Below are 23,668 nucleotides of genomic sequence, written 5' to 3'. Positions count from 1 at the left end.
TTAAATTTCAACAAGGTGTGGTGGGAGATTGCGCCCTGGGTTTTGCTCTTTACCATTGCATCTGAGGCGGTTCACCAGCACAATCAAATTCTATCGACAGACCGAGGTCATTTCCGGCAGCCAAGAATAAGAGCAAGCTGGCGGGTAAAGTAAGCGGCAAGCTTACGCAAGAGGTAACAAGAGCCATGCAGCAAGGATTCCCCATCACCATCACAGCCGATGATAGATTTTCCAGTTCACTTAAGCCGTTGTTGGCCAAGCTTGAGATGTGGATTAATTTCCAGGCGTTAAAGGCAGATTGGTATGGGAAGGAAGATCATGTCTTAACTTTCGACTTCACCCTGGTCAGAACCCTAGATGACAAGGCCGAGCAGTTAACCTCAGAGAACTGGATAGTCGAACCGGGTTACGCCTGCCACTATGAGAGCAGCCGTCTGATGACCATCGCCTTCATCGCCGTTGATGACTTGCTTGAGCGAGGTACGGGCATAGAACAAGAGATAAAAAGCCGCTTGGTCGCCGTTGCTAATGCTGTTGGGCAACGGCATGGCTTATTAGAGATGTCTTAGATAAGGTTTTTTCTTTAGGCTAGCTTGAAAAAGTTATGAAAGTTGAGGTTTGATGTCTGGACGTAGGTTCATAGAGACGTGAGTATATTGTTTTTTGGCTTTTAGTTTTTCAAAAAACGAAAACCAAATAATCGTATTTATTTCCATATAGTAGATGTCGACATCAAGTCGGATGTTACCGCTTTACATTGAATAGGAGATAGATATGAGTGAAATCACATTGTTTTGGGAGCTACTAAATGAGTTCGTTAATGGTGTTGATCTAGAAATGTTTACAGCACTGCTATTATTTGCAAATTTGATTTGTAACAAACCTGTTGATTTTAAAGCGGGAAATTTTCCTGCGAAAGCGGGTGCGGTTAATGTTTGTGCATTATGTGTGATAGTGATTAGCTAAAAAAGTTTTCAGTGAAAACAAAAAGCGACCTGATGGTCGCTTTTTGTTTCATTAGATAGGAAAAACAGAGCAAGTCTTGTTCAGGTTTTTAGGTGAATTAAAATTAATGTTTCCAAGTCAAGTTTAGAGCAATACCAAGGAAATTTTTGCAGCACCTCCGTCTCGTAAGTTTTATAGCTTAGCTATAGGCTCTTTTACTATTTCTACAAATTGTGCTTTTTCTATTTTTTGATTGACATAGTTAGCATTTAGCTTCAATTTAATTGAACTTCCTGTTCTAAGTGATTCAAATAGCTCATCTATTTCAGATCTGGCGCCTTCAATATTAGTCGCAACTCGTAAAGGGAATTCACCAGCAGCACAGTTTACATTAAATGTCATGTAATCTTTATGACGTTTCATACCCTGAATAATGCATTCTACTGTTAGAGGTTGACGGTCACGTACAGGTCTAGGCTGTTTAGCAACAGCTTTAATTGCTTCTTTATTAAGTACAGCTTCCCCAATGGTAATCTGTTCTGCATCTTGTGCACTTCGAACAATAGCTCTATGCCCTGCGTTGAACTGAGCAGAAGCTGTCTTTATACGTGTTAATGTTTCTTCACTAGCCTCTTCAGTGATTTTCTGTTGCAAGGCAGTAACAGTTACCTTGTGAATTTGTTGATTTGCATCTTGCAGTGCCGCAATGCTTAGCTTTTGTATTTCTGCTGTTACCTTTTCCGACTCAACTTTTAATCTGGCCTGCTCAACATCCTTTTGAACTTTGACTTGCTCTGTTTGATTTGATTGATAGCTATCAAATGCAAAATAGCCAGCAGCGCCCAAAACTAACGTGATTAAAACAGCTGCTTTATCTCTACTGTCCATGCTGCTCATAATGTTACCTAAAGATTCCAATGCCTTATTGGCCCAATTGTCAATTGTAGAGTTACTATCAGTAGACCCCTCTTTAATCTCAAAAATAAGCTCTAGGTCTTGTTTCTCGGTTGCTGATAGCTTGCGTAAGTCTGCTACCCCATATTTTATCAAAGCAAAGGCAAGGTAAACATCATTTTGGAACTGTACAAAACCTTCCATTACAGATGTCGGTAAGCTGCTGTGGTAACGTTTCCCTTTAATATTTAGCTCTATTTTTGGCCAATCTTTGAACTTAACATTGGCTGGGAAGTCCAGCTTTCCTTCTAGAACAGCCATCGAGAAGTCAATAAATTTTTGCTGGCTTGAAATCTCAAATAGCTCAGTAACACTTGTCATATATAGCTTTGCCTTCAGTTTTGTTATTGGTTTTTCTATTAATAATTGGTTGTTAATATGCCGATGTTTGGATTTATCAGCACTTATTCATTTGTTAATTTTACCTTGTAAAATGCTGGAAACAGAGTAAAGGTTTTACCCTTTTCTTAAGCGGTTATGTATTTTTTACTTCTTGTGCGCTATCACATATAGCTTTACTCAAGTTCTTAAGCCTATCTGGTGGAAGACAGTTTCGAAATTCTTTAAATAATTCCATCACCTCTTTCGGTCTGTGGGGCTGTCCAGTTAAGTGCGACCAGAAATAGGCAGTAACGCCATTTAAACCATTTGAGTTTCTAAGTACTAGCTCAAGCAGTTGAATTGGATAACCCTGGCTGTGGCGATTTATAGCATGAATACCGCCGTGCACGTATGAGCTTAATGGTTTCCATGAAAACTGTTTAAATTCTAGTAACGGATCCAATGCGTTTTTAGGTGCTTTACCTTCCATCTTTTGTAGCATTTCACTAAGCATGGGGGCTTTAGAATTTTTGGTTGCTGATTTATATGTAAGCTCCTCCAAATGCTTTTCTATTTGAATGTCTGTTGCAGCAAAATGGAACCAATGTGCCCTTACTAGTGCCTCGAATTGCAATCTCAGTAGCCCTGTTGCTGATGTGAAATTTCCGGTCGCCAACAGAATTTTAATACTTTCTGAATGTTCAAATGCGACGCTGCACATGATTCGGGCAGCCTGACTTTTTTTGGACGCTATTGCAGGAGGAATCGTCAAATACTCCGTCATTAACTTTTCAAACTCTGCAGATCTTAAAAGTAGGGCGTCCATTAGTTTCCAGCCTCACTCTTACTCAAACACCTTTGTGCAACCTGATAGACAATGGCGTCCATCTCTTGCTGGGTGAATGTTTGACTGTAGTCTTTGTGGCCGTTGACCTTGGGCAAGGTTTTCACCAACTGCTTGTGATTCAAGATGGGGAAAGGTGGCCTGGATTGGTTGGTGACGTACCAGCCAGGGAACACGAGTACAGGCATGGCATTGACCTCGACTCCGCTTGCCTTGGTGAGCCAGTTTCCGACCCACTTCGCTTGTCTGGAGGCCTGTTCAATCGGCTTGGTTTCATGCCAAGAGGGGAAGCATAAGCGGTTATCTTTGTAGAAGACTTCATGAGCCTTGCCGCCGTTCTGCTTGTCTTTAGTACGCTTGTGGCGGCCTTTGGTTTCTATGGCAAATACGCCATTTTTGCCTATGGCGAGGTGGTCGATATTAAAGCCCTCTGCCTGCACGTCGTGGAAGACCTGATAACCCAACGCCTGTAACCCGATAAGCTCGTTGGCTGTCGCTATTTCGGCGGTATGACCCAGACGCAGCTTGGTCAATTTCGTGAAGGCTTTCCAGGTTTTGTAGCCGCTATAAAACAGTCCTATGACTATGGTAAAGATGAATAGCCAGGGGACATCCTCTTGAATGATATGGGCCTTGAGGCTGTCAATGGCGAAGGGAAAGGCAACAACCATGACGGCAATAACCAAGGCGCCGATGACATCCATCTGTAGATCTTGAATCTGTTGCTGTAAGCCGTAGGCGGGAATGCGGATAAGTTGGTCGCGATCGACGGGTAAATCTAGGGTGAGGTCACGCCGTTTTAGAATTAGCCAAGCGACACTCATCACGACAAACATACCCGATAGCAAGACGGCTATTGATATGAGATTGGCTGCCAATTCTGTCATGTTCATCCTTGAAGCAAATGAAAGGGTATATCAGTGGTTAGAGATATAAACCCATGAATATGCGCATAATATACGCTCAATGTGTCTAAAAAGTAACTGGTAATTGGTCTAATTGTGACGTGTTTTTCGATCTTGCTGGCTGCGGCCTTTCAGGTGGGAGCTGGCTATAAGTTGGGCTCGCGTTCTGTGAGGACACGATCTTCATTGCTGTCGATTCTAAGGTAGACTCGTGAAGAGCAAGCGTAATTTATCAAGGAAGTAGAGGCTATATGCGATTTTCTAATACTAATGATCCCCATGGGCCTGGGTTTATCTATGTGATGCGTGAGCCCGAAAACCTCAATCAGATTAAGATTGGACTCAGCATAGACCCTATACGTCGTGCACGTGACTTGGATACGACTGGCCGCGCTCAAGAACTCGATGTCTATTTTGCCATGCAGGTCGACGACATGAAGAAAGTCGAGACCATTATCCATAATTACTTTGACCACCTGAGGTATCAGGGCACAGAGTTTTTTATGGTGGTGCACCCGCTGCAAGAGGTAGACCTTGGCAATCCTAAGTATCTGGATGAGTTGACTATGGATATCTATCTGGATACCCGGATTGAGGAGATCTGTGATGGCCTCAGCTCAATAGGGATCAAGTGGCACGAGGTTTCGATTTCCTATCTGCGCCAGAAGCATTTTGAGAGTGAAAATAACGGTGGGGGATTCTGGTAAGAATCACTTTCGTTGATGCTAAAACGATTTGGAGATCTCTCTATCGGTTAACCTTTGGGCATATGGAGCAGATCTCGTTATGCGGTGGAGCCCTAGCGCTCATAAGTATCGAGACGTTAAGGGTACTATTCACGCATCCACATTGGAGGCCAACCATAAGTCTCCGATACGGCTCTGGATATTTCGTGGATTAATTGAAAGCCGTTGTCCGAGTTGGTCATCACAACGAAGCCTCGTCCCGAATTTGCAAAGGAAACTGCGTAGCAGGTGTATCCGGCGTTTCCGCCGCTATGCCTAAAGCGAAATGCGTCTGCTTCACCATCTATTCCTATGCCTGTTCCACCCGCGCCGGGCACTCTGGTTAACATGGTTTTGGCTGATTGTTGTGATAGCAAAGTTTCATCCTCGCCGCGGTAGGCTTTACCTAGGGCTATCATAAATTTTGCTAAATCGGTGGGTGTGCTCCATAGACCTGCTGCCGCCTTCTCTGGATAGAGATGGTAGCCCCCTTCAATCATGGATTGCTGGCTATCGTATCCTTTTGCAATTTGGCTCTGAAGTTCATTTGGCAGTGCCAGTTCGAATGAGCTTTGGCTCATATTTAAAGGCTTGAGTATCAATTGCTGCATTAGTTGTGAGAAAGGCTGCGCACTAGTGTCTTCCATCAAGAGTTGCAAGACTGTCATGCCTCCGCCTGAGTAATACTCAGATTCACCTGGTTTTTGAAAGACCTTGACGGCGGGAGAGTTACTCAGGCTACTGCCTTGTAATATTTGAACTAATGAGGGAATAGTCTGGTTTTGGGTATAACCTTCGAATCCTGAGACATTCAGCCCAGATGTGTGGCTCATGATCCGGCTTGGTGTGACTTTTTGTTGTTGAGTAAATTGGTTTTCGGGTACATGCCAACGTTTAAGTTTTAAGTTCACATCTTCATTAAGCTCAAAGTTGCCGTTCTGAATCATTTTAAATGCTGCGACACTGGTGACCGCTTTTGAAATGGAAGCGGCCTGAAACAGCGTATCCCTGGTTACTCCTTGGTTCGATTCTATGTCTGGCTTGCCGTATCCCTTCGACCAGATAATTTGGTTGTTATCAAATACGGCAATGCTCACCGCCGGGACGCCATAAGCCTTCATTCGCGCTTCCAACGTATTGGTTGATGCGCTGCTGTTTCCATCATCGTCGATTGAACGAATACTGCTTTCGAATACTTGTTGTCGGGCGAGTTGTTGATTTGCGGCTGTCGATTCTTGGTTGCTGACCGAGCATCCTGCCAAAGCAAGAAACACCATTGTGAGTGTGAAATGGCTAAGCTTCATTTTGTTGCTCCTAATCTTCTTGTTTCCTGTCCCTGAGAAGTCACTTGTATGCCGTTTGTTTTATCGACAATAAAGGGGATTAGCTATGTATTCCAACACTTACATATTTCCAATTGTTACATTAAGTGTTTAGGGGCAGTCTCATTGGGAGTAGAGAGGGAAGTTAGCGAGCAACAGTGGTGGTTTGTGTTAGCTTAACTTGGGCATTTGATGGTTATCCTTTTCTTTTCTGTCTAGAGCAATCAATACGTTCATGGTGGAGAATATCTTGCAAAAGCTTTCAGGCATTACACCGCTTATCACTAAGTGCTATGACGCTAAGTCATTAAGGGTCTAATGCTCATGGCAGTATGTTCACAATGTTATAACAAAGCTTACCTGATTTGAGGTAGGTCAATATTAGATAAATCCCATTGGTTAAAATTTAACCGTTAGCTGTCGCCTTTCCACAGCTTAAAATCAATGGGGGCAAATATGATGTTCAATAAACTCTCCTTTATCGCGTTGAGCACGAGCTTGCTCATCGCCCAATGTTTTGCGGCAGATGTGGTGCCTACCGAAGTGCAGATGCCTGGGACTCAGCAGGGGCAAGCAGGCAATTTTGAGTCACCAGACAAGTGCGATAACTGCCACTCTGGCTATAACAAAACCAATCCTGAATATGAGCCTGCTACGGGCTGGCGCGGTAGTGCCATGGCCAATGCCAGTCGCGATCCGATTTTCTGGGCGACCATGGCGGTGGCAGAACAAGATTTTGATGGCGCGGGGGATTTTTGTATCCGCTGTCACAGCACCAAAGGCTGGTATGAGGGGCACTCAACTCCAACCGATGGTTCGGGCATTCCTGCGATGGATGACAATGGCGTGGATTGCGATACCTGCCATGTAATGACCAACACCGACAATTCCGATCCCGTGTTGCAAGGTGCGATGACTGCACCCTTTATTGCTAACTGTAGCGATAAAGCATTAGCGCCATCGGGTACATGTCAAAGTGCCAATGAAGGCTTTTACGGCAGCGGTATCTTGTCACTCTGGAGCGCCAGCAGCGCCAAGTTAGGCCCTTATGTCGATGCCGATGCCCGCCATCAGTTTATGCAGTCAAAGTTTCATCGCCATGTGGACTTTTGTGGCTCCTGTCATGATGTGTCCAACCCTGTGGTGGGCGATTTAGCTCCGGGTAATGGCACGCAGCCCGGAGCGCCGCAGGTGATCTCCTCTCAAGATGCCAGTGGAACCCCAAATGTGGGCGGCTCTGTGGTTGAGAAGGCAGCGTTTAATAACCCTCCTTATGCCTATGGCGTGGTTGAACGTACTTTTAGCGAGTATAAAGCCAGCGCATTTCCCACCACGCAGGTGGCCGATTTTCTCTCTCTGCCTGAAAACTTACGTCATCCAGGCGGCGCGATTGAGCAGACCTATCAGGCTGCGCTATTAGCGGGAACCGGCGGTAATTATGCCGATGGTGATATTCGTTATTTCAGCTGTCAAAGCTGTCACATGCGGCCAGTGCAAGGCGCCGGTGCGAATAAGCGCGGTGTTCAAGTGCGTAAAGACTTGCCACAACATGACTTTACCGGTGGTAATAGCTGGATTGGCGATGTCATCAAATATCAGGACAGTCGCTCGCAACTAAGGCTGGGTGATGGGCTGACCACGGTGCAGTTATCGGCTATCGACTTGGCGACCGAAAGGGCGAAGCAGCATCTGCAACAGGCGGCCAACTTGAGTGTGGCGGGTAACCTGCTCACAGTTGTGAATCTCACCGGGCATAAACTGATCTCTGGTTATCCCGAAGGTCGGCGTATGTGGCTTAACATCAAGTGGTATGACGGTGACGAGCAATTGTTACGTGAAGATGGCGCTTACGGGCCGATAGGTGTGACGCTTGCCAATCCTGCCGGTGGCGCAGCTGTTGAAGTGGAATCGATAGTGGATTTAACTGGTGCCAATACCCGTATCTATTCGGCGCATTATGGGATCACCCAAGCCTGGGCTGAGCGGTTAGTGTCCTTAGGTGTTAGCGGAGATATAGCGCTAGCCTATGACCGTTTTAGTGGCGAGGTGGTAACGACTCTGGCGGATTTAGCCGCTGGCAGTGCCGACAGTGTTGCGGAGAGTTTTCACTTTGCGTTAAACAATTATGTGGCGGCCGACAATCGTATTCCTCCCTATGGCATGAGCTTCGATGAGGCGAAAAGGCGCAACGCGCTGCCGGTGCCCGCCAATCAATTTGGCGCTCCTGGTGTTGGCGGTGTGTATGAGCATTATGATCGGCTGACCCTCAATCCTCCGGCCGGTGCCGTTTATGCCACTATCGACCTGTTTTACCAAGGCACTAGTTGGGAGTACATACAGTTCCTCTACTTGGCCAATAATCGCCAGAGCGCATTTCTCGGCGCCGAAGGCGATAACATGCTGGAAGCTTGGCTCAATACGGGGATGGCTAAGCCGCAGTTGATGGCGTCAACTACGTGGGGCTCACCACCTGTGACTGACGAGACCTTGGGGGTGAGTAGTATCAGCACCGGGTATTTACAGCAAAGCGGCAAAGGTAAATCTCAGACAACTACTTTTATCGCTTCAAGCACTATGACAGTCGGCGATGAGGTGGTTATTCGAGCCTTGGTGCAGGAAGCTAATGGCGAGCTAGAGGAAGGTGCCGTCGTCAGTATGAATGTGACCAACACTACGACGCTGGAAAGTTTTACGCTTGTTAGCGGCGCCAGTGACAGTGCAGGGGTTGCAGAGGTTCGCTGGAAAACCTCTGCGCCCAACAGAAAAGGCAATGGTGGTACGACGCCCGGTACTTATACCATTAGCGTGACCGATGTCAGCGGCAGTTGGGATGGTGTGCCGACCAGCAGTAGTTTCAACTTAGTGAATTAAAACTGGGGTTTATAAATGGTTTCAGGCACCGAAAGGTGCCTGATTTCTTGATTGATTTTGGGACTGATTTCTTGATTGATTTTGGGACTGATTTTGGGACTGATTTTGGGATTGATTTTGGGACTGATTTTACCGTTCAACCTGCATCCAATCGACTTCTACACCTGCCTGGTCAAACATATCCTGGCTGACCTTAATCTTATCGCCCCAGCGAGAGAGGAAGTCGTCGCTGGGTTGTGGGCTGTGGACCACCTTTAGCCCAGTCTGGATGATCTTGGCGGCGCAGTTGGGGCAGGGGAAGTGGGTCACCCAGATCTCGCAGCTGCTGAGATCCCGCTTGGCGTAGAGAATGGCGTTCTCTTCGGCGTGCAGTGTTTTGAGCAGTTTCATCTCGCGGTTGTCTGTCTCGGCGCTGTCGGAGATCCCGTGCGGGTAGCCGTTGAATCCCAGCGAGACAATGCGGTTGTTTTCGGTGATCACGGCGCCAACCTGGGTGGAGGGGTCTTTACTCCAAGAAGCTACGAGCTCGGCCATCTGTAAAAAACGTATTGCCCATTTGGTCATCATCTTCTTGAGGTTCCTCTGCTAAATATCTGAATATGCTAGGCGCTATTCTCTATGGAGAACAATGAGAAATCAACTACTGCTTAGTCTCTTAATTAATCACTTGCCTAGTCACTTTTCGAGCGGCTGCTTCGTTTAGAATTTTCGCTGCCTTGGCTATGGGAAACTGTCAGCCTGAGCTAGGCGAAAGAGGCTGGCTAACGCCTATTGACTGCAATTGACGGCTATTGAAAAGTGAGAGGGCCGGAGCCTCTGCTTAAAGGTTAGCTCGGTTTAGTCGCTGCCTGTCTTAGCGCAGTGCTTGGCATTTTCTGGCGTGCAGAGTTTGATGGGGGTAAAGACTATCTGCTCGAAGGCTTGGTCGCTGACGATCTTATGCAGAGTAAATATCGCCTGGCGACCCATCTCGTAGGGGCTCTGGCCTATGTTGGTATGGGCGAGGTGGTCTTGCAGCATGGCGAGCTGAGGCGGTGCCGCATCTGAGATAATCACGACTATCTCTTTGTTATTTAGCTTAATTTTATAGGGCGCTATCATCTTGCGATACAGGGCCTCATCGTTTTGCGGCCAGCCACCCACGGCGATAAAGGAGTCGGCCTTAACGGGTTTGCCCTTCATGACGGATTCCATCTGTCTCACCGCCTGACTGAGTTGGTCGAAGTTAGAGAAGGGCTCCCTGATCTCTGTCCAGCCGTTATCCTTGTGTAGGCGCTTTCCCGGTGGCGTGGTGTAGGTTTTACCTGAGAGCGCGCTGCGAATCCCCATGATCCTCAGGTTGAGGTTAGGGGAGTCGGGGCGACCGGTTTGTATGATGAGGCTACCGCCATTGGGCCTGAGCTTCTTGAGTTGCTCACCCAGTGCCAGGCCGAAGGCAAAGTTGTCTGTACCTATGTAGGCGCGGCGCAGATCTTGATGCTGGGCCAGGGTTGGGGCGTCGAAATCTGAGTCGTAGGTGATCACCGGGATACCGGCGGCCTTGGCCTTGGTGAGGCTGTTCTCGGCGAGAAACTTAGACTGGGTGATGGCCACGGCAATGCCGTCTATGCCTTGGTCGATAAGCTGCTCGATCACCTTATCTTGCAGTCTCACGCTGGAGATCTCTGGCCCCAGATAGATACACTCGACATCCTTGAGCTGTCTGGCGGCGGCTTCGCAGCCGAGCTTACTCTGATCGAAGAAGGCGCCGTAAAATTTTGGCACTACGGCGAATCTCAATGTTTTGGCACTGACATCGGCACTGAGCGTGGTGGTGGCCAGTAAGGTCAGCGAGATGAGTGTGATGAGTAACCGAGTCACAATAGCCTCTCGAATCCATTTCCTAATAACTAGGTTAGTCGTAGCTAAGGTATTAATAACTAACGTCTTGATTGCATAGCCATATCAAGCCAGATCAAGATTTCACATTTTGATAACCAAATGTAGCAAAGTGACACCGCCAAAGATATGTGTTGGATCAAGAATTTTTAGTGATAAATACGTGGAGCCTTGACTCTTCTGCTTGTGAAAGCGCCTCCGGTAGGAGGCGCTTTCATCCTACCCTAGGCCAGCTTGAATTTATTCACCATGGCGCTGAGCTTCTGATTGGCGGCAGCCAGGCTTTGGGTACTGGTCACCGTGTCTTTACCGTTTTGTACCAACTCTTGTGCCATGGCTTCTATCGTGTGCATGTTCTGGCTGATCTCTGCCGTGACCGTGCTCTGCTGCTCTGAGGCGCTGGCGATCTGACTGCCGAGATCGTTTATCTCTGTGATAGAGCCGGTGACTGTGCCCAGGCTAGAGGTCACGCGTGCGGTATCCTGGGTGACCCTGTGACAACTGTCGGTGGTTTCATGCATCACCTTTTCCGCTGTGTCGGCGTCGCGGCGTAAGGTGGAAAGGATCTGCTCAATCTGGTTAGTGCATGATTGGGTACGTGAGGCGAGAGAGCGCACCTCGTCAGCCACCACGGCAAAGCCACGACCTTGCTCGCCTGCACGGGCTGCCTCGATGGCGGCATTCAGTGCGAGAAGATTGGTCTGATCGGCGATCTCTTTTATCACGCTCAATACCGAGATGATCTGATTGGTATTACCGCTCATGGTATGAATGCTTTGGGTGGCCGACTGCATCTCCTCGACCAGGGCCTTAACACTGTTAGCGGCGTCAGAGACTCTGAGGCTAGAGGTCTGTGCTTCGTTGTCGGCCTGCTGGGTGCTGCCGGCCATTTTTACCGCGCTCTGGGCGACGGCATCGGCCGAGGCATTCATCTGGCTAATGGCGGTGACTACTAGCTCGGTTTCCGCTCTGTGATTGTCTAGCGCCAGGCTGTTGCGCTCCGAGTGGCTGTCGAGCTGGCTGATCTCGCGGGTGATTTTGCTGGAGGCCTGAGAGATCTCAAGCAACATGGCCTGCAGATAGCCGATAAAGCTATTGACCGAATGTCCGATGGCCGCCAGTTCATCTTTGCTGTTGATGGCGAGTCTTGAGGTTAGGTCGGCATCCCCGGTCGATAGGGCATCGATACGGTTTTTCAACATCACCATGTCGGCGATGATCTTGTTGAGCAAAAACACACAGAAGGCCAGGGCAACGATGATCAGAACGCTGGCAACGGCAATGCTACGGTAAATTTTTTCGTCAAATATCGCCGCAGTGCCATCGGTAAGCCCCTGCTCTATGGTTTTGATGCTGGACTCATAGGTACCAGTACCTATGACCCAGCCCCATTCGGGGAGTATCTTCCTAACATAGGCAATCTGAGTCTGCTGCTTATTGGTGGCCGGATTGGTGATGCTGAGCTCAAGGAAGGCATCGGCTTGATCCCCCAAAACCTGTTTGGCTTCTTGGGTGTTTTTGGTGCTCTGTCCTACCAGTGCTTGCTGAGGATGGGCTAATAGCTTGCCGTTGAGGTCTTGTATCCAGAAGTGACCATCCTCGCCAAACTTGGCGGCCAAAATGGCTTGCAAGGCATTGTTGACCTTGTCTTGTCTCAGAGTGCTGACATATTCACCTGTGGCGATCACTAAATTTAGCGGCTCGAAATAGAAAGAGGCAGAGAGTTTTTCTTCCACCTGTCCGGTTGATGGGTTGGAGAAGTAGTAGCTGGTGTAGCCTATGGGATTAGCCTTGGCCGCGGTGACGATATCCCTCGCATAGTAGTTGCCTCGCTCATCCAGTGCATCACGGCTATTGCCCATGGAAACACCGCCCATGCCCGAGGCCTCGTTTTCGAGGGTGTCGGCATTGTAGGCAAACAGGTAGCGGCCCTCGCCCCAGCGGTATTCATTGAGAAAGGTGTAGATCAACATAGCGGGATCGTCGGTGAGGTCATTTTCATATAGGCGGTTAATGACATCACGGAACATTTTGATCTCATCGCCTAAGGCCTGTTTGATGTTCTCTTCTCGTGATTGTTGGTAGAGGTCGTTGACTGAGCGGCTTAGAGTGTCGACTTGGCCGATAAGGTTCTGTTTGATGAGGGCTTCAACTTCATGACTGATATTGCGCTCTTCTTGTTTTAGCACCTCCTGAGCGATGATGAAGGTGTTAATGATAAACAAGCCGGAAACTGCAACGAGCAAAGCGCCTACTAATATGATTAGTTTAGCTTTTATTGTTATTTTCATAAAAACCAGCCTAGTTAATTTGACTAGATATAAGAAAAATCTAATGGATATTTAGTGGCAAAATTCAACTAAAGGCAATCGGGTGGTTACAGAATCGTGATGTGGATGCAACTTGTTTGACACAAATGAGAGTTGATTAACAGATATTGCTAAGAGGTGGGCCAGGTGGTATCGCAACTGGGTCTAACTAGTTGGCAACATTAGCCATTGAGGCTAGAGCGACGGAGTGACAGCGTGATAGAGAAGAGCAAGTATGAAAAAGGGAAGCCTGGGCTTCCCTTTTACGCAGTAGATTTGTCTCAGCCTGTTGCCTTGCTTGATTAAAGCAGGCGGCCGATAGCGACTACTTGTAGAAGGCTTCGATGGTGCCTTTGACTGTCATCATTAGCGGTTGGCCGTGACGGTCCAGAGCCTTAGGGCTAGGGATCTTCACCCAGCCTTCACTGATGCAATACTCTTCGACGTTGAAGCGCTCTTTGCCGTTTACAAGAATGCCGATGTCGTGCTCGAAGTAGTCGGCCACATGGTGTGGACTACGTGGATTGACGGATAGGCGATCGGGCAATGCAGGTAGTGATTTAGTGTCAGTCATAGTGGTTATCTTCAATCAAATAAGTTGTGCGCTATTGTAGGCAATACTGGTTATGGGCTCAAGCGAATAAACCCGCCTTGAGTTTTTGGCTTTGGGCTGGAAGAATGGCGCTCACTCCTGCCTTATTTAAGGCGCTCACGATTCATTTTAAGCCTTAGCACTTCATCCCAAGCACTAAGGTTAAGTTGAGACTCTAGCCCGAGGACATTGCCGCCATGAATGAAGCGATCGTCATCGCCTTACCCTCGCTGATTCATCGAATCGGTCGCGAGAAGGTGACTCAGGCGCAGACCTTAGCCGAGGATTTTGGTTGCAGCCTGAAGCGGGTGCGACGCTCACGTAATTGGCAGCTGGTGGGCGGGGCGGTTGATGTGCAGTCTTTTACCCAGGCACTCAAGCAGTGTCAGCCGGCGATGGCGCCCTATCTGATCACTAAGCTGGAGGCTGGCCTACTGCCGCATGCCGATAAGTTAGAGCCCCTGGAGGTGAAGTTGGTGCGAATGATCCGAGAGACCCCAGGTATCACCCTGGGGGAGCTGATGGAACAGACCCAGTGCACCATCATAGAGGCTCGCCAAGCAAGGTTTGAGGCCGACAGTTAAATGCTGTTTTTAAATCAAAAAAGAAGGGGGATTGCCAGGCTGGCCATCCCCCCTTTTTGTTAGATGAGTCATTACGCGACTCGATGAGATTAGGCTAGGCGCTCAGCTTGCGCCAGGCAGTGCCCATCAGGGTAAAAATAAAGGTGAACAATTTATAGGTGAGCCAGCAGAAACCGATAAAACCGCCGATCATCAGTACCCAGACGATCACCTCTATGGTGGTCGAAGGTTTCTTCTTGGCCTTGTCCGTTTCGCCATCTTGTTTGGCATCGACAGATTTTGCCGCTTGGTCACCGGCGGTTTGGCTCGGCTTGTGGCTCTGCGCGCCTCTGTCCGCTTCTGTATCCGCGCCTGTATCTGCGCCAGTATCTGCTTTAGTTGTGTCGCCTTTTGCCGCCGTGACCGCTTTGCCACTCAGCGGCTGTAGGCTGATCCCAAACTGATTCTGGTTGTGGTCCAGCCTCACCTTAAGTTTGCGGGTTTTATAGCCCTTGTCGCTCACCTCAAGCTGGTAGTCTCCAGGTCTGAGGGGCATGCCAAACTCATATTTAGGCCCTATGTTCATCACCCTGACCTTAGCCGAGGTCGGCTGGGTCACTATCTCCAAAGGAAAGGTCTTGCGTCCCTTCTCCCAAAAAGTGAGAGTCACCTGGCTGCGGCGCTTGGCCTGAACATAGACCTTGCGGGAGATGGCCTGCTTCTTCTTATCCTTGGGGCTGGCCTTGAGCCAATAGGTACCGGGGGTCAGGTAGGCTTGGCGGCTGATCTCAAAACCCGCTCCGTTGGCACGGGTAGACAGGGTTGCATTGTCGAGATCGCTGTTGCGGCCCAGAACCAGCAGGCCTGCATTTTTGTTGGTACTTATCAGTTGATACTGGTTACCTTCCACCTGAGCTATCAGGTGTGATAGCCCAGGCAGCTTGGCCAGTTCACCGGCAAAGGCCTCGAAGATGCCATCTTCTATCTTGTCTTTGATCTTCTGTTTCAGATCGGCGTGGGCGACCTCGGGGGCGAGGATAAGTAGCAGCGCCCCGCAGCAAGGTAAAATCCATTTATTCATCTGAACCTCCGATGATCTGCAGCAGGCTAGCGGCCAGTTCCGGGGCGGCTTCACCAAGTAGGTCGATAACCATTAATACGGTATCTGTGTCGCCGTGATTGACGATATAGTCACGAATGACCGCATCGACCATCTCTTTGTTTTGCTTATAGAGTTCCTCGCCGCTGCTCTTGATCAGCTCGTCTAACGCCTCACCCCTGAGGGCATCTTCGAGCTTGTCGGCCAGCTGGTTAGAGGCCTGGGTCTGGCGCTTGGCTTCGAAGGCGGTCTGGTTGCTTAGCTCTATGGTATGTTGGTTAATTTTCTCCTCGCTGATGCCCATCATCTGGGCGAATAGCGAGCTGATGTTGGAAAGCGCGACAACATCGAAGATATGTCTCTCGATTTCCGCTTTCTCCGGCATATTCTGTTTGGTCGGGCGGCTAACGTTACAGATGTTGGAGTCTGGATAGCACTTATATTCTCCTTTGTTGACCTCTACGCCATCGATAATCAGGCGCCACTCGAACACCAGACCGAATACCAGCCAGAGCATGTTACCGCCAGGATATTGGGTGTCCCCCATGGTGATGGTCTTGTGCTTGAGCTCTCCCGTCCAGACACCCGATGCACGATTACCCTGCTGTGCATTGAGGGACTGCATATAGCTAAATTCGAGCCTTACCTCAGGTTGCTTAAGGCCTAACTCGCTGTGTGGGGTGAACTGTAATAATTCATCGCCAAGAAAGCGTTTCTTACCTTGGTTGAGCACGCTGGCAAGCTGCTTCTCCAGCAGTCTGCCGGCGACATGAGGCTCAGGATAGGTGAAGCGCAGGTGTTCCGGGGTCTTGAGTAGCTGCGCCTCAAAGGCATCGGGCTCGGCTTTTCGCTCGGCGCGCGCCTTGCGATTTGCGTAGTAGCGTTGCATGAACAGCTGCGGGTCTAGGCCACTCCAACCAGAGACGAGCATGTTAATGTCTTCGATCTCGGCCGCCGTTTTGGTGCAGGGCATATGGGCAGCCTTGATGCTGATCTGTGAATGACCCGCCTTGATCACCTTATGTAGCATGTCGAGAAACTCGGCGTTGAGCCCGCGCTCGGCCCAACCCTTGCGGTACATCTCGAGTTTCAGGCGTCCGCGCTGGTCGATAGACTGCATGGCGATATCTGCCTTCTTGAGCATGCCGGTGCAGTGGGCACGCCTGAGGGGATTGCTGCGCGCCCAGGTTAAGAAGTCGCGGTAGCCGGCCTTGGTGTCGCTGGCGACGGCCTCCTGCCAGCGCTTATCGGTATGGCGATGGCGAGACAGATAGGCGGTGAGCCAGACAAGCAGCAGTAAGGTGCCTAAGAACTTGCTTATTCCCTGAAAGCGCGGCTCGTAGGGATATTGCTTGCTGAGGGATTTCTCGGTGGCCTGACTCATGGGAAAGCTGGTCTGATAGTCCAGCGACAGTAGCACGGGCTTGGCCAATGCTTTAATGGGCAGCAGGCGGTTCTCTTCCCAGGCGAATACGGTTTGCACCTTGCTCTTGTAGGTGTATATCTTGTCTGTGTAGATCTGGTATTTCACCGAGCCAAACGCGATCACCAAAAACCAGGAGACGGCGCCAAGCATGAGGTAGCGGGTCAGGCGTCTTAGCTTGAGTCGCCAAATCGAGTCGGGTTTAGACTTGCTGAGCTTGCGAATAAACATCCATGTCACAAAACAGCCAAGAATGATCAGTTTTATCATTGTCGCTTCCGTGTCCGAGCTGAGGTGTCATGGCGCGAGTTGGGCTGAGTGATTGAGTCGGTGCGCCACGAACTAGGGTTACTTTTGTTAAAAACTATACCTATAGCCGAGGGGAAAAGAAACCTAAGCATCCACCTAAGTGTGTGATTAATCACAGAAGATTAACAAGTTTGTCTTTGGGCACCTGGCCGAAAGCGGGATTGGACAGCGACAGCCCGGTGTTTTAGCTTGGCCCTTGCAAGGTTTACATTTGAATCTGGCGTAAAGGGGCTTGGCTCAATAAACAATAAGCAGCTCGGCAAGAATAGAGCTAAGAAGGAAGAGAGCTAAGAAGGAATAGAGCTAATAAGGAGTAGAGCATGTGTGGCCGACTCAATGTGATTAGCGATCCCCTGTGCGACTGGGTGTCGGGTCAGCTGGGGATTAAGTTTCACAGCGAGACCAATAGGGATCTCAGACCCACCCAGCGGGTGGCAACCCTAGCATCCGACGGTATGGCCCTAAACCAGGTCGATGCCAGTTGGGGGATAAAACCCGATTGGGCCAAACGCCTGCTGATCAACGCGCAGGCCGAGACGGTTAGAGAGAAACCTACCTTCGCCCAGGCGTTTGCTCATCACAGGGTAGTGGTGCCCTGTAGCGGCTGGTATGAGTGGCAACAGGCGAATGGTGCTAAGCAGAAGTATCTGTTTCAGAGGCGTGACGGGCAACCGCTCTTGATGGCGGGGCTAGTCTATCCTCAGCTTGATGGTGATCATGCCCTGGTGACCCTGACCACCAAGCCGATTGCCAGCTGCTCCCCCTACCATCACCGTATGCCGCTGCTTGTCGAGCCGCAGGCGCTGGACTTCTGGTTTGGCGCTGCACCCCATGAGTTGGATGCACTGCTGAGCTCGCCGGATATTCCCTTGTCTATCACCAGCTGTTAGCGGCTGTGAGGCCTATCTCCTGCGCCTGGGGGATTAATGCGCCATCGGGACGCGGGTTTGATTCTGGCTGGGCCGGAGGATTATCTGTGTGCTCCTGGGTGTGTGCCAGCGAGGTTTGTTGCCACTTCATCATCACTTTGGCTAATGCCCCCTGCTGGGAGAGGATGTCGATGGCCTGATTGACGGCGCTGACGAGTGCCAAATGGTTTACCTGCTTACTGAACATGAAGTGGATCTGGTTGCTGTCGACCAAGAGACTGAGTGGCGAGAGCACCACGCCATGGGATTGATTGGCCGTATAAGGCAGGGCCATGGCATCGCCGATCAGGATATCGCCTCTGTCATAGGCCAGCATCTGGATCGATTGGTTAGTGTTTGGGCTCAGTACCAGCAGGCCTTGATGTGACAGGGTATCTTTAGACGCCTGGTAGTCGGGGCCATACCAGCCGTAGAAGGGGGCCAATAGTTTAAGCTGTTGACTAAAGATATCTTGCCACTTTTCGACGTTTATCTGTTCGGCTCTCTCCGCCTTCACGAAGAGTTTGACCTCTTCACTACGATAGCTATTTGAAAAGTAAGCGTAGTTGGCTCTTTCATCGGTATAGCTGGCACCCATTATGATGTCTAGCATGCCGGTTTGTAACATCTGGTGGGCTCGTTTGGCTGGCATCTTGATGAAGTTGAGGCGACAACCCAGCTGCCGGGCGATCAAGGAGAGCATCTCGACATCCAGGCCTAGTACTTCGCCCTGTGGAGCTGTCCAGGAGTAGGGGGCCCAGTCGTTGAAACCGACGTTTAACGGCGTTGGACATAGGGAGGCGTCGGCTTGCGCCCAGGCTTGCCAAGGCGAGGTTAACAGCAATATGAGTAAGAGTATTTTTCTGTTCACACTAATTTTGTTCGCACTGTTTTTATTCAGACTACTATTGTTCGTACTACTTCTGTTCGTACTACTTCTGTTCGAACTATGGCCTGCCAGGTTGTCGGACGCTTGGTTAATCACTGTGGTTACTGGTGCTCGTGTGATTCTATGTCATCAATTTGGAACCTGCTCAAAGGGTGAGCCACCTCTGTAAGCCTAGTCTTTGCATTTAGCTTCTTCCAGCCAGAGCCTTTAGCTGGGGCTCAGAGGCTTTCTTATGATCCTGGTCAATATGGCGCCTATGAGTGCTTAGTATATTAGTTAGGTTTAATGCTTTGCGCTGCAGGTATGGGGATGAGGCCACTATGGGAGAACTGACGGATGCCAAGCTTATTCGCCTGTTAAAGACCTGTATCTTTATCGGGCTTTGCCTGATCGCGCTCGGGATCTATCTGCATAACTTTAGTGACACCATGGAGGCCATGGGGGTGACGGGCATTATCATCAGCGCCGTCTGTGTGGCCTTCGGCATGGTGCTCTCGCTACCCACCAAGATGTATCTCACCTTTATCCTGGTTAAGCGCGAGGCCGACAGGCAGGATGATTGAGTCGGATTAGTATTGCCTTGATATCAGCATGAGTGCACTTAGAACCATGGCCAGCTATCGGTCGATTCTTATCTATAGTTAGCAAATGTTGAATTAAAACTCAGTTTTTAACACAAGGTTAAGGTTTTGAAAGGCAAGGTAATTTATACTAGGCTCAAATAGGCCTGCCGAGCAGGCCTTCTTGTTTAATCTGGATGAGTATTAACGTATCGCTATTATGTATAGAGACGATCATCAGGAGGCTAACCTGACCTCCGCTAAGTACAAGAAGAGCATGCTCTATTCCTTGTTGCTCCTATTGTTTCTGTCTGCCGTGTTGGCGATTGTCTACCTGACGTCCAGCAACAATATCGCCAAACAGCGGGAGATGCGCCAATATGCCGAGCTTGGCAACATGCAGGCAAGCCTACTCGCCGAGCTGAATATCGTAGGAACGGACTTGGCCTACTATGCCCACAGTGAGCTGGCCATCTCGACCCTGCAAGATAAAGACCCTCAGGCCAAGCGTTATCTTACCTCGCTGATGTTCCAGATCGGTAACCTATACAAGCATTACGATCAGATCCGCCTACTCAATGATGAGGGCGATGAGGTGATCCGCATCGATCAACTGCGGGACGACAGCCTTTATCTGGTGCCGGACGAGGCGCTGCAGAATAAGGCGGACAGATACTATTTCCGCGAGCTTGCCGGACTCAGGCCGCAGGAGATCTATGCCTCGCCCTTCGATCTCAATATCGAGCATGGCGAGGTGGAGCTACCCTTTAAGCCCACCATACGTTTCGCCACGCCTATCTATGGCCCGGCCGGGGATTTTATCGGTGCAGGAGTGATCAACTATCAGGGTAAAGACCTGTTGCAGATCATCGAAGCGCTGAATGTGCATGAACATGACAAGGCCTATCTGCTTAACGGTAAAGGCTTCTACCTTATGGCAGATCAAGCCGATAAGGAGTGGCGCTTCATGTTCCCCGAGCGTGAGCAGCTTAAGTTTGGTGATGACCACCCAGTGGCCTGGCGCAAGATGCAACAGGCGGAGCTTGGCAAGGTGGTGACGGACGATGGCGAGTATTATTTCAGCCGCTTTCAGCTGGCGCCAGATTCACTGTTTACCATAGTGAATAAGGAGAGCGCCTATCTGGTTATGTTTGTGCCCGAGAGTAAGATTCAGGCCACCCAGCAGAATCTCAACAACAGCGCGCTGATCGCCTTCTTGTTGGTGTCACCCATGTTTGTCTTCCTGGCCTACAAGCTGGCCAGCGCTCAGGTCGAGCAGCAGCGTCTGTTTAGCCAGCTGACCTTCGATGCCCGTCACGATGCCCTGACAGGCCTGTATAATCGCAGCGCCATCATAGAGTATCTGGGCAAGAACATCAGCCAAAGCCGACGCCAAAAGTTCGATCTGGCGGTGAGCTTTATCGATGTGAACGATCTGAAGAGGACCAATGATCTGCATGGTCATGAGGCGGGAGACGATCTGCTCAGGGGCGTGGCCGAGGTGATCAACATGTCGATCCGCAATGGTGACTTTGCCGCACGTATCGGCGGAGATGAGTTTCTGATCGTCTTTGTGGACTGTGACGGCAGATGTGCCAACGATATCATGGAGCGAATTCAGGCCGCCTATGGCGTGATGGGACTGGGTAAGACAGGTAAGGCCTGGAGCCTGAGCTTTGGCTGTACTCAGCTGCTGCACGAGACTGACGATGTGGATAGCATCATAGAGCGTGCCGACAGCCTGATGTATGAACACAAGATGGGACAGAAGAATCAGCAGATGCCCTAGATGGGTCCAAAGGCGGCGCTTAGGCGCCGTCTTTGGCATTAATTCCGGCCATTTGGCCTTTTTCGGTAATTAACCCAAGACTAATGGGGTAAAAACACCGATAATTCCCCTCAATTGTTTCATTCTCAAAAATAGCCTGTTGGGCCTCAGGGCGTTGCAGCGCAGTGGAAAGCACCCCATGGAAATCAAAGTTAATTTTCTCGATAACCTTAGACTCGAAGCCAAGTTCGACGACTTTACCGTTACCGCCGATCAGCCGATCCGTTACAAGGGTGATGGCTCGGCGCCTAGCCCCTTTGATTACTTCTTGGCATCGTCTGCCCTGTGCGCCGCCTACTTCGTTAAGGTCTACTGCAAGGCCCGTGATATTCCCACCGACAATATCCGCCTGTCGCAGAACAATATTGTCGACCCAGAAGATCGCTACAACCAGATCTTCCAGATCCAGGTAGAGCTGCCCGATGACATCTCGGATAAAGATCGCGAGGGGATCCTGCGCTCCATCGACCGTTGTACGGTTAAGAAGGTGGTGCAGACCGGCCCCGAGTTTAAGATTGAGACGGTGGAAAACTTAGACGCCGATGCCAACGCCATGTTGATGGGCCAGCCTGATGGTGACACCAGCACCTATATTCTGGGTAAAGATCTGCCGCTGGAGCAGACCATCGCCAACATGACAGGCCTGTTAGCCGATCTGGGGATGAAGATAGAGATCTCCTCCTGGCGTAACATAGTACCTAACGTCTGGTCGCTGCATATCCGTGATGCGGCCTCGCCTATGTGCTTCACCAATGGTAAGGGCGCGAGCAAGGAGAGTGCCCTCTGCTCGGCCCTAGGTGAGTTTATCGAACGTCTGAACTGTAACTTCTTCTACAACGATCAGTTCTTCGGCCTGGATATCGCCAATAGTGATTTTGTTCACTACCCTAACGAGAAGTGGTTTGCCCTGACCGATGACGACTCGCTGCCAGAAGGGATGCTGGACGACTACAGCTTGGCCATCTACAACCCAGATGGCGAGCTGTGCGGCTCACACCTGATCGACACTAACTCGGGCAATATCGAGCGCGGTATCTGCACCATTCCTTATAAGCGTCGTTCCGATGGCGAGACAGTCTATTTCCCCTCGAACCTGATCGAGAACCTGTTTTTAAGCAATGGCATGAGTGCGGGCAATAACCTGCAGGAGGCCGAGGTGCAGTGTCTGTCGGAGATCTTCGAGCGTGCGGTGAAACGTCAGATCATCGAGCAAGAGATAGTGCTGCCGGATGTGCCCATGTCTGTGCTGGAGAAGTACCCCAGCATTCTGGCCGGCATCAAGGGGCTTGAGGAGCAAGGCTTCCCCGTGGTGGTGAGAGACGCCTCCTTAGGGGGTCAGTTCCCCGTGATGTGTGTGACCCTGATGAACCCTAAGACGGGCGGCGTGTTCGCCTCTTTCGGCGCGCACCCAAGCTTCGAGGTGGCACTGGAGCGCAGCCTGACCGAGCTGCTACAGGGCCGCAGCTTCGAGGGACTCAACGATGTGCCTAAGCCGACCTTCAACAGCATGGCGGTGAGCGAGCCGGAAAACTTCGTCGAGCACTTCATCGACTCGACCGGGGTGATCTCCTGGCGCTTCTTCAGCAATAAGGCGGATTATAAGTTCTGCGAGTGGGACTTCTCCGGCAGCAACGAGGAGGAGGCCAAGGGGCTGTTCGGCATTCTGGAAACCCTGGGTAAGGAGGTCTATATCGCCGAGTTTGAAGAGCTGGGGGCGTCGGCCTGTCGTATCCTGGTGCCAGATTACTCTGAGGTTTATCCGGTGGACGACCTCATCTGGGACAACACCAACAAGGCGCTGGACTATCGTGAAGATATCCTCAACCTGCACAGGCTGAGCGATGATGAGCTTGCCGAACTGGTCAATCGTCTGGAAGAGAGTCAGCTGGATAACTACACGGATATCCGCACTCTAATCGGTATCGTGTTCGACGAAAACACCGTCTGGGGACAGCTGACCATTATCGAGCTGAAGATCCTTATCTATCTGGCGTTGGGCGCACACGAAGAGGCGCTGGAGCTGGTGGAGGACTTCCTGCAGTTCAACGACAACACGGTTCAGCGCGGCCTCTTCTACCAGGCGATGAGCGCGGTACTCGAGGTGACTCTGGATGAAGAGCTTGAGCTTGAAGACTTTATTCTTAACTTTACTCGCATGTTTGGTGAAGAGGTGATGGCTCAGGTGGTAGGTTCGGTAAATGGCGAGGTGCGCTTCTCAGGCCTTACCGAGACCAGCATGGCGCTGGAAGGGATAGAGCCGCACCTGCGTCTCATCGAGAGCTACAAGAAGCTGCATCAGGCCCGCAAAATTAAAGCCGGCCTTTAATCTTTAGTACTGTGAGTTACAGATAGTGAGTTACAGATAGCGAGTTAAAAAAGCGAGCCTTGGTGCTCGCTTTTTTGTGCTTGCTGTTTGGTGCTCG

20 protein-coding genes are annotated in these 23,668 nt (G+C 50.1%); 9 read left to right on the top strand and 11 right to left on the bottom strand.

Annotated elements, in window-relative coordinates:
• Positions 1-185 precede the first annotated feature (185 nt).
• Together L1D43_RS13095 and L1D43_RS13090 are read left to right on the top strand one after the other, a co-directional pair.
• The gene (locus L1D43_RS13095; RefSeq protein WP_239852201.1) at positions 186-569 is read left to right on the top strand and encodes a hypothetical protein; all 384 of its coding nucleotides are present in this window, start codon (positions 186-188) and stop codon (positions 567-569) included.
• Between the two features lie 205 nt (positions 570-774).
• On the top strand, positions 775-966 hold the full coding sequence (locus L1D43_RS13090) for a hypothetical protein (RefSeq protein ID WP_239852200.1): 192 nt from the start codon (positions 775-777) through the stop codon (positions 964-966).
• 171 nt (positions 967-1,137) lie between these two features.
• On the opposite strand, the gene L1D43_RS13085 is transcribed toward L1D43_RS13090, so the two are convergent.
• The 3 genes from L1D43_RS13085 to L1D43_RS13075 form a co-directional block, all read right to left on the bottom strand.
• Positions 1,138-2,220: a hypothetical protein gene (locus tag L1D43_RS13085; RefSeq protein ID WP_239852199.1), complete on the bottom strand. Its 1,083-nt coding sequence runs from the start codon at positions 2,218-2,220 to the stop codon at positions 1,138-1,140.
• Between the two features lie 154 nt (positions 2,221-2,374).
• Entirely contained in the window at positions 2,375-3,046 is a 672-nt protein-coding gene (locus L1D43_RS13080) for a hypothetical protein (protein ID WP_239852198.1), read from the bottom strand.
• Entirely contained in the window at positions 3,046-3,951 is a 906-nt protein-coding gene (locus L1D43_RS13075) for a nuclease-related domain-containing protein (protein WP_239852197.1), read from the bottom strand. The genes L1D43_RS13080 and L1D43_RS13075 overlap by 1 nt, the downstream gene beginning before the upstream one ends.
• Before the next feature lie 269 nt (positions 3,952-4,220).
• On the opposite strand from L1D43_RS13075, the gene L1D43_RS13070 reads away from it, so the two are divergent.
• Complete coding sequence (locus L1D43_RS13070; protein WP_239852196.1) at positions 4,221-4,676, top strand: GIY-YIG nuclease family protein; 456 nt, start codon at positions 4,221-4,223, stop codon at positions 4,674-4,676.
• A gap of 125 nt (positions 4,677-4,801) precedes the next feature.
• Here L1D43_RS13070 and L1D43_RS13065 read toward each other — a convergent pair whose 3' ends face one another.
• Complete coding sequence (locus L1D43_RS13065) at positions 4,802-5,998, bottom strand: serine hydrolase domain-containing protein (RefSeq protein ID WP_239852195.1); 1,197 nt, start codon at positions 5,996-5,998, stop codon at positions 4,802-4,804.
• 474 nt (positions 5,999-6,472) lie between these two features.
• Between L1D43_RS13065 and L1D43_RS13060 the strand changes: the two genes are divergently transcribed.
• Complete coding sequence (locus L1D43_RS13060) at positions 6,473-8,887, top strand: cytochrome c family protein (RefSeq protein ID WP_239852194.1); 2,415 nt, start codon at positions 6,473-6,475, stop codon at positions 8,885-8,887.
• Between the two features lie 129 nt (positions 8,888-9,016).
• On the opposite strand, the gene L1D43_RS13055 is transcribed toward L1D43_RS13060, so the two are convergent.
• From L1D43_RS13055 to L1D43_RS13040, 4 genes are all read right to left on the bottom strand, one after another.
• On the bottom strand, positions 9,017-9,454 hold the full coding sequence (locus L1D43_RS13055) for a cytidine/deoxycytidylate deaminase family protein (RefSeq protein WP_239852184.1): 438 nt from the start codon (positions 9,452-9,454) through the stop codon (positions 9,017-9,019).
• Between the two features lie 270 nt (positions 9,455-9,724).
• The gene (locus tag L1D43_RS13050; protein ID WP_239853213.1) at positions 9,725-10,717 is read right to left on the bottom strand and encodes a substrate-binding domain-containing protein; all 993 of its coding nucleotides are present in this window, start codon (positions 10,715-10,717) and stop codon (positions 9,725-9,727) included.
• A 272-nt stretch (positions 10,718-10,989) separates the two neighbouring features.
• Positions 10,990-12,990 carry a methyl-accepting chemotaxis protein gene (locus tag L1D43_RS13045; protein WP_345773707.1) on the bottom strand — a complete coding sequence of 667 codons (2,001 nt, stop codon included), beginning with the start codon at positions 12,988-12,990 and terminating at the stop codon, positions 10,990-10,992.
• A 409-nt stretch (positions 12,991-13,399) separates the two neighbouring features.
• Positions 13,400-13,648, bottom strand: coding sequence for a DUF3297 family protein (locus tag L1D43_RS13040; protein ID WP_011866839.1), 249 nt, complete (start codon positions 13,646-13,648; stop codon positions 13,400-13,402).
• A 215-nt stretch (positions 13,649-13,863) separates the two neighbouring features.
• Between L1D43_RS13040 and L1D43_RS13035 the strand changes: the two genes are divergently transcribed.
• Positions 13,864-14,250 carry a ribosome recycling factor family protein gene (locus L1D43_RS13035; protein ID WP_239852180.1) on the top strand — a complete coding sequence of 129 codons (387 nt, stop codon included), beginning with the start codon at positions 13,864-13,866 and terminating at the stop codon, positions 14,248-14,250.
• 94 nt (positions 14,251-14,344) lie between these two features.
• On the opposite strand, the gene L1D43_RS13030 is transcribed toward L1D43_RS13035, so the two are convergent.
• Both L1D43_RS13030 and L1D43_RS13025 read right to left on the bottom strand, forming a co-directional pair.
• Positions 14,345-15,310, bottom strand: a complete 966-nt coding sequence (locus tag L1D43_RS13030; RefSeq protein ID WP_239852178.1) for a hypothetical protein — start codon at positions 15,308-15,310, stop codon at positions 14,345-14,347.
• A complete protein-coding gene (locus L1D43_RS13025) occupies positions 15,303-17,021 on the bottom strand; it encodes a hypothetical protein (RefSeq protein WP_239852176.1) in 1,719 nt (572 codons plus the stop codon). The genes L1D43_RS13030 and L1D43_RS13025 overlap by 8 nt, the downstream gene beginning before the upstream one ends.
• A gap of 359 nt (positions 17,022-17,380) precedes the next feature.
• On the opposite strand from L1D43_RS13025, the gene L1D43_RS13020 reads away from it, so the two are divergent.
• Positions 17,381-17,950, top strand: a complete 570-nt coding sequence (locus L1D43_RS13020) for an SOS response-associated peptidase (RefSeq protein WP_239852175.1) — start codon at positions 17,381-17,383, stop codon at positions 17,948-17,950.
• Here L1D43_RS13020 and L1D43_RS13015 read toward each other — a convergent pair.
• Positions 17,937-18,839: a transporter substrate-binding domain-containing protein gene (locus tag L1D43_RS13015; RefSeq protein WP_239852173.1), complete on the bottom strand. Its 903-nt coding sequence runs from the start codon at positions 18,837-18,839 to the stop codon at positions 17,937-17,939. The genes L1D43_RS13020 and L1D43_RS13015 overlap by 14 nt on opposite strands.
• Positions 18,840-19,186: 347 nt before the next feature.
• Between L1D43_RS13015 and L1D43_RS13010 the strand changes: the two genes are divergently transcribed.
• The 3 genes from L1D43_RS13010 (at position 19,187) to L1D43_RS13000 (ending at position 23,571) form a co-directional block, all read left to right on the top strand.
• A complete protein-coding gene (locus L1D43_RS13010; protein ID WP_239853211.1) occupies positions 19,187-19,420 on the top strand; it encodes a hypothetical protein in 234 nt (77 codons plus the stop codon).
• Between the two features lie 217 nt (positions 19,421-19,637).
• Positions 19,638-21,206, top strand: a complete 1,569-nt coding sequence (locus L1D43_RS13005) for a sensor domain-containing diguanylate cyclase (protein ID WP_239852172.1) — start codon at positions 19,638-19,640, stop codon at positions 21,204-21,206.
• Between the two features lie 178 nt (positions 21,207-21,384).
• Complete coding sequence (locus tag L1D43_RS13000) at positions 21,385-23,571, top strand: OsmC domain/YcaO domain-containing protein (RefSeq protein ID WP_239852171.1); 2,187 nt, start codon at positions 21,385-21,387, stop codon at positions 23,569-23,571.
• Positions 23,572-23,668: the final 97 nt, after the last annotated feature.

Origin of the sequence: Shewanella sp. Isolate8 (assembly GCF_022398495.1) — a bacterium.
Classification (GTDB): Bacteria; Pseudomonadota; Gammaproteobacteria; order Enterobacterales; family Shewanellaceae; genus Shewanella; species Shewanella aquimarina.
Note: the sequence above shows the minus strand (reverse complement) of the source record. Positions and strands in the feature narration are given on the sequence as shown.

What these genes read in the sequence shown, in the direction of transcription:
- L1D43_RS13095 (WP_239852201.1), top strand. Translation starts at nt 186, where the DNA reads ATGCAGCAAGGATTCCCCATCACCATCACAGCCGATGATAGATTTTCC.
- L1D43_RS13090 (WP_239852200.1), top strand. Translation starts at nt 775, where the DNA reads ATGAGTGAAATCACATTGTTTTGGGAGCTACTAAATGAGTTCGTTAAT.
- L1D43_RS13085 (WP_239852199.1), bottom strand. Translation starts at nt 2,220, where the DNA reads ATGACAAGTGTTACTGAGCTATTTGAGATTTCAAGCCAGCAAAAATTT.
- L1D43_RS13080 (WP_239852198.1), bottom strand. Translation starts at nt 3,046, where the DNA reads ATGGACGCCCTACTTTTAAGATCTGCAGAGTTTGAAAAGTTAATGACG.
- L1D43_RS13075 (WP_239852197.1), bottom strand. Translation starts at nt 3,951, where the DNA reads ATGACAGAATTGGCAGCCAATCTCATATCAATAGCCGTCTTGCTATCG.
- L1D43_RS13070 (WP_239852196.1), top strand. Translation starts at nt 4,221, where the DNA reads ATGCGATTTTCTAATACTAATGATCCCCATGGGCCTGGGTTTATCTAT.
- L1D43_RS13065 (WP_239852195.1), bottom strand. Translation starts at nt 5,998, where the DNA reads ATGAAGCTTAGCCATTTCACACTCACAATGGTGTTTCTTGCTTTGGCA.
- L1D43_RS13060 (WP_239852194.1), top strand. Translation starts at nt 6,473, where the DNA reads ATGATGTTCAATAAACTCTCCTTTATCGCGTTGAGCACGAGCTTGCTC.
- L1D43_RS13055 (WP_239852184.1), bottom strand. Translation starts at nt 9,454, where the DNA reads ATGATGACCAAATGGGCAATACGTTTTTTACAGATGGCCGAGCTCGTA.
- L1D43_RS13040 (WP_011866839.1), bottom strand. Translation starts at nt 13,648, where the DNA reads ATGACTGACACTAAATCACTACCTGCATTGCCCGATCGCCTATCCGTC.
- L1D43_RS13035 (WP_239852180.1), top strand. Translation starts at nt 13,864, where the DNA reads ATGAATGAAGCGATCGTCATCGCCTTACCCTCGCTGATTCATCGAATC.
- L1D43_RS13030 (WP_239852178.1), bottom strand. Translation starts at nt 15,310, where the DNA reads ATGAATAAATGGATTTTACCTTGCTGCGGGGCGCTGCTACTTATCCTC.
- L1D43_RS13025 (WP_239852176.1), bottom strand. Translation starts at nt 17,021, where the DNA reads ATGATAAAACTGATCATTCTTGGCTGTTTTGTGACATGGATGTTTATT.
- L1D43_RS13020 (WP_239852175.1), top strand. Translation starts at nt 17,381, where the DNA reads ATGTGTGGCCGACTCAATGTGATTAGCGATCCCCTGTGCGACTGGGTG.
- L1D43_RS13005 (WP_239852172.1), top strand. Translation starts at nt 19,638, where the DNA reads ATGTATAGAGACGATCATCAGGAGGCTAACCTGACCTCCGCTAAGTAC.
- L1D43_RS13000 (WP_239852171.1), top strand. Translation starts at nt 21,385, where the DNA reads ATGGAAATCAAAGTTAATTTTCTCGATAACCTTAGACTCGAAGCCAAG.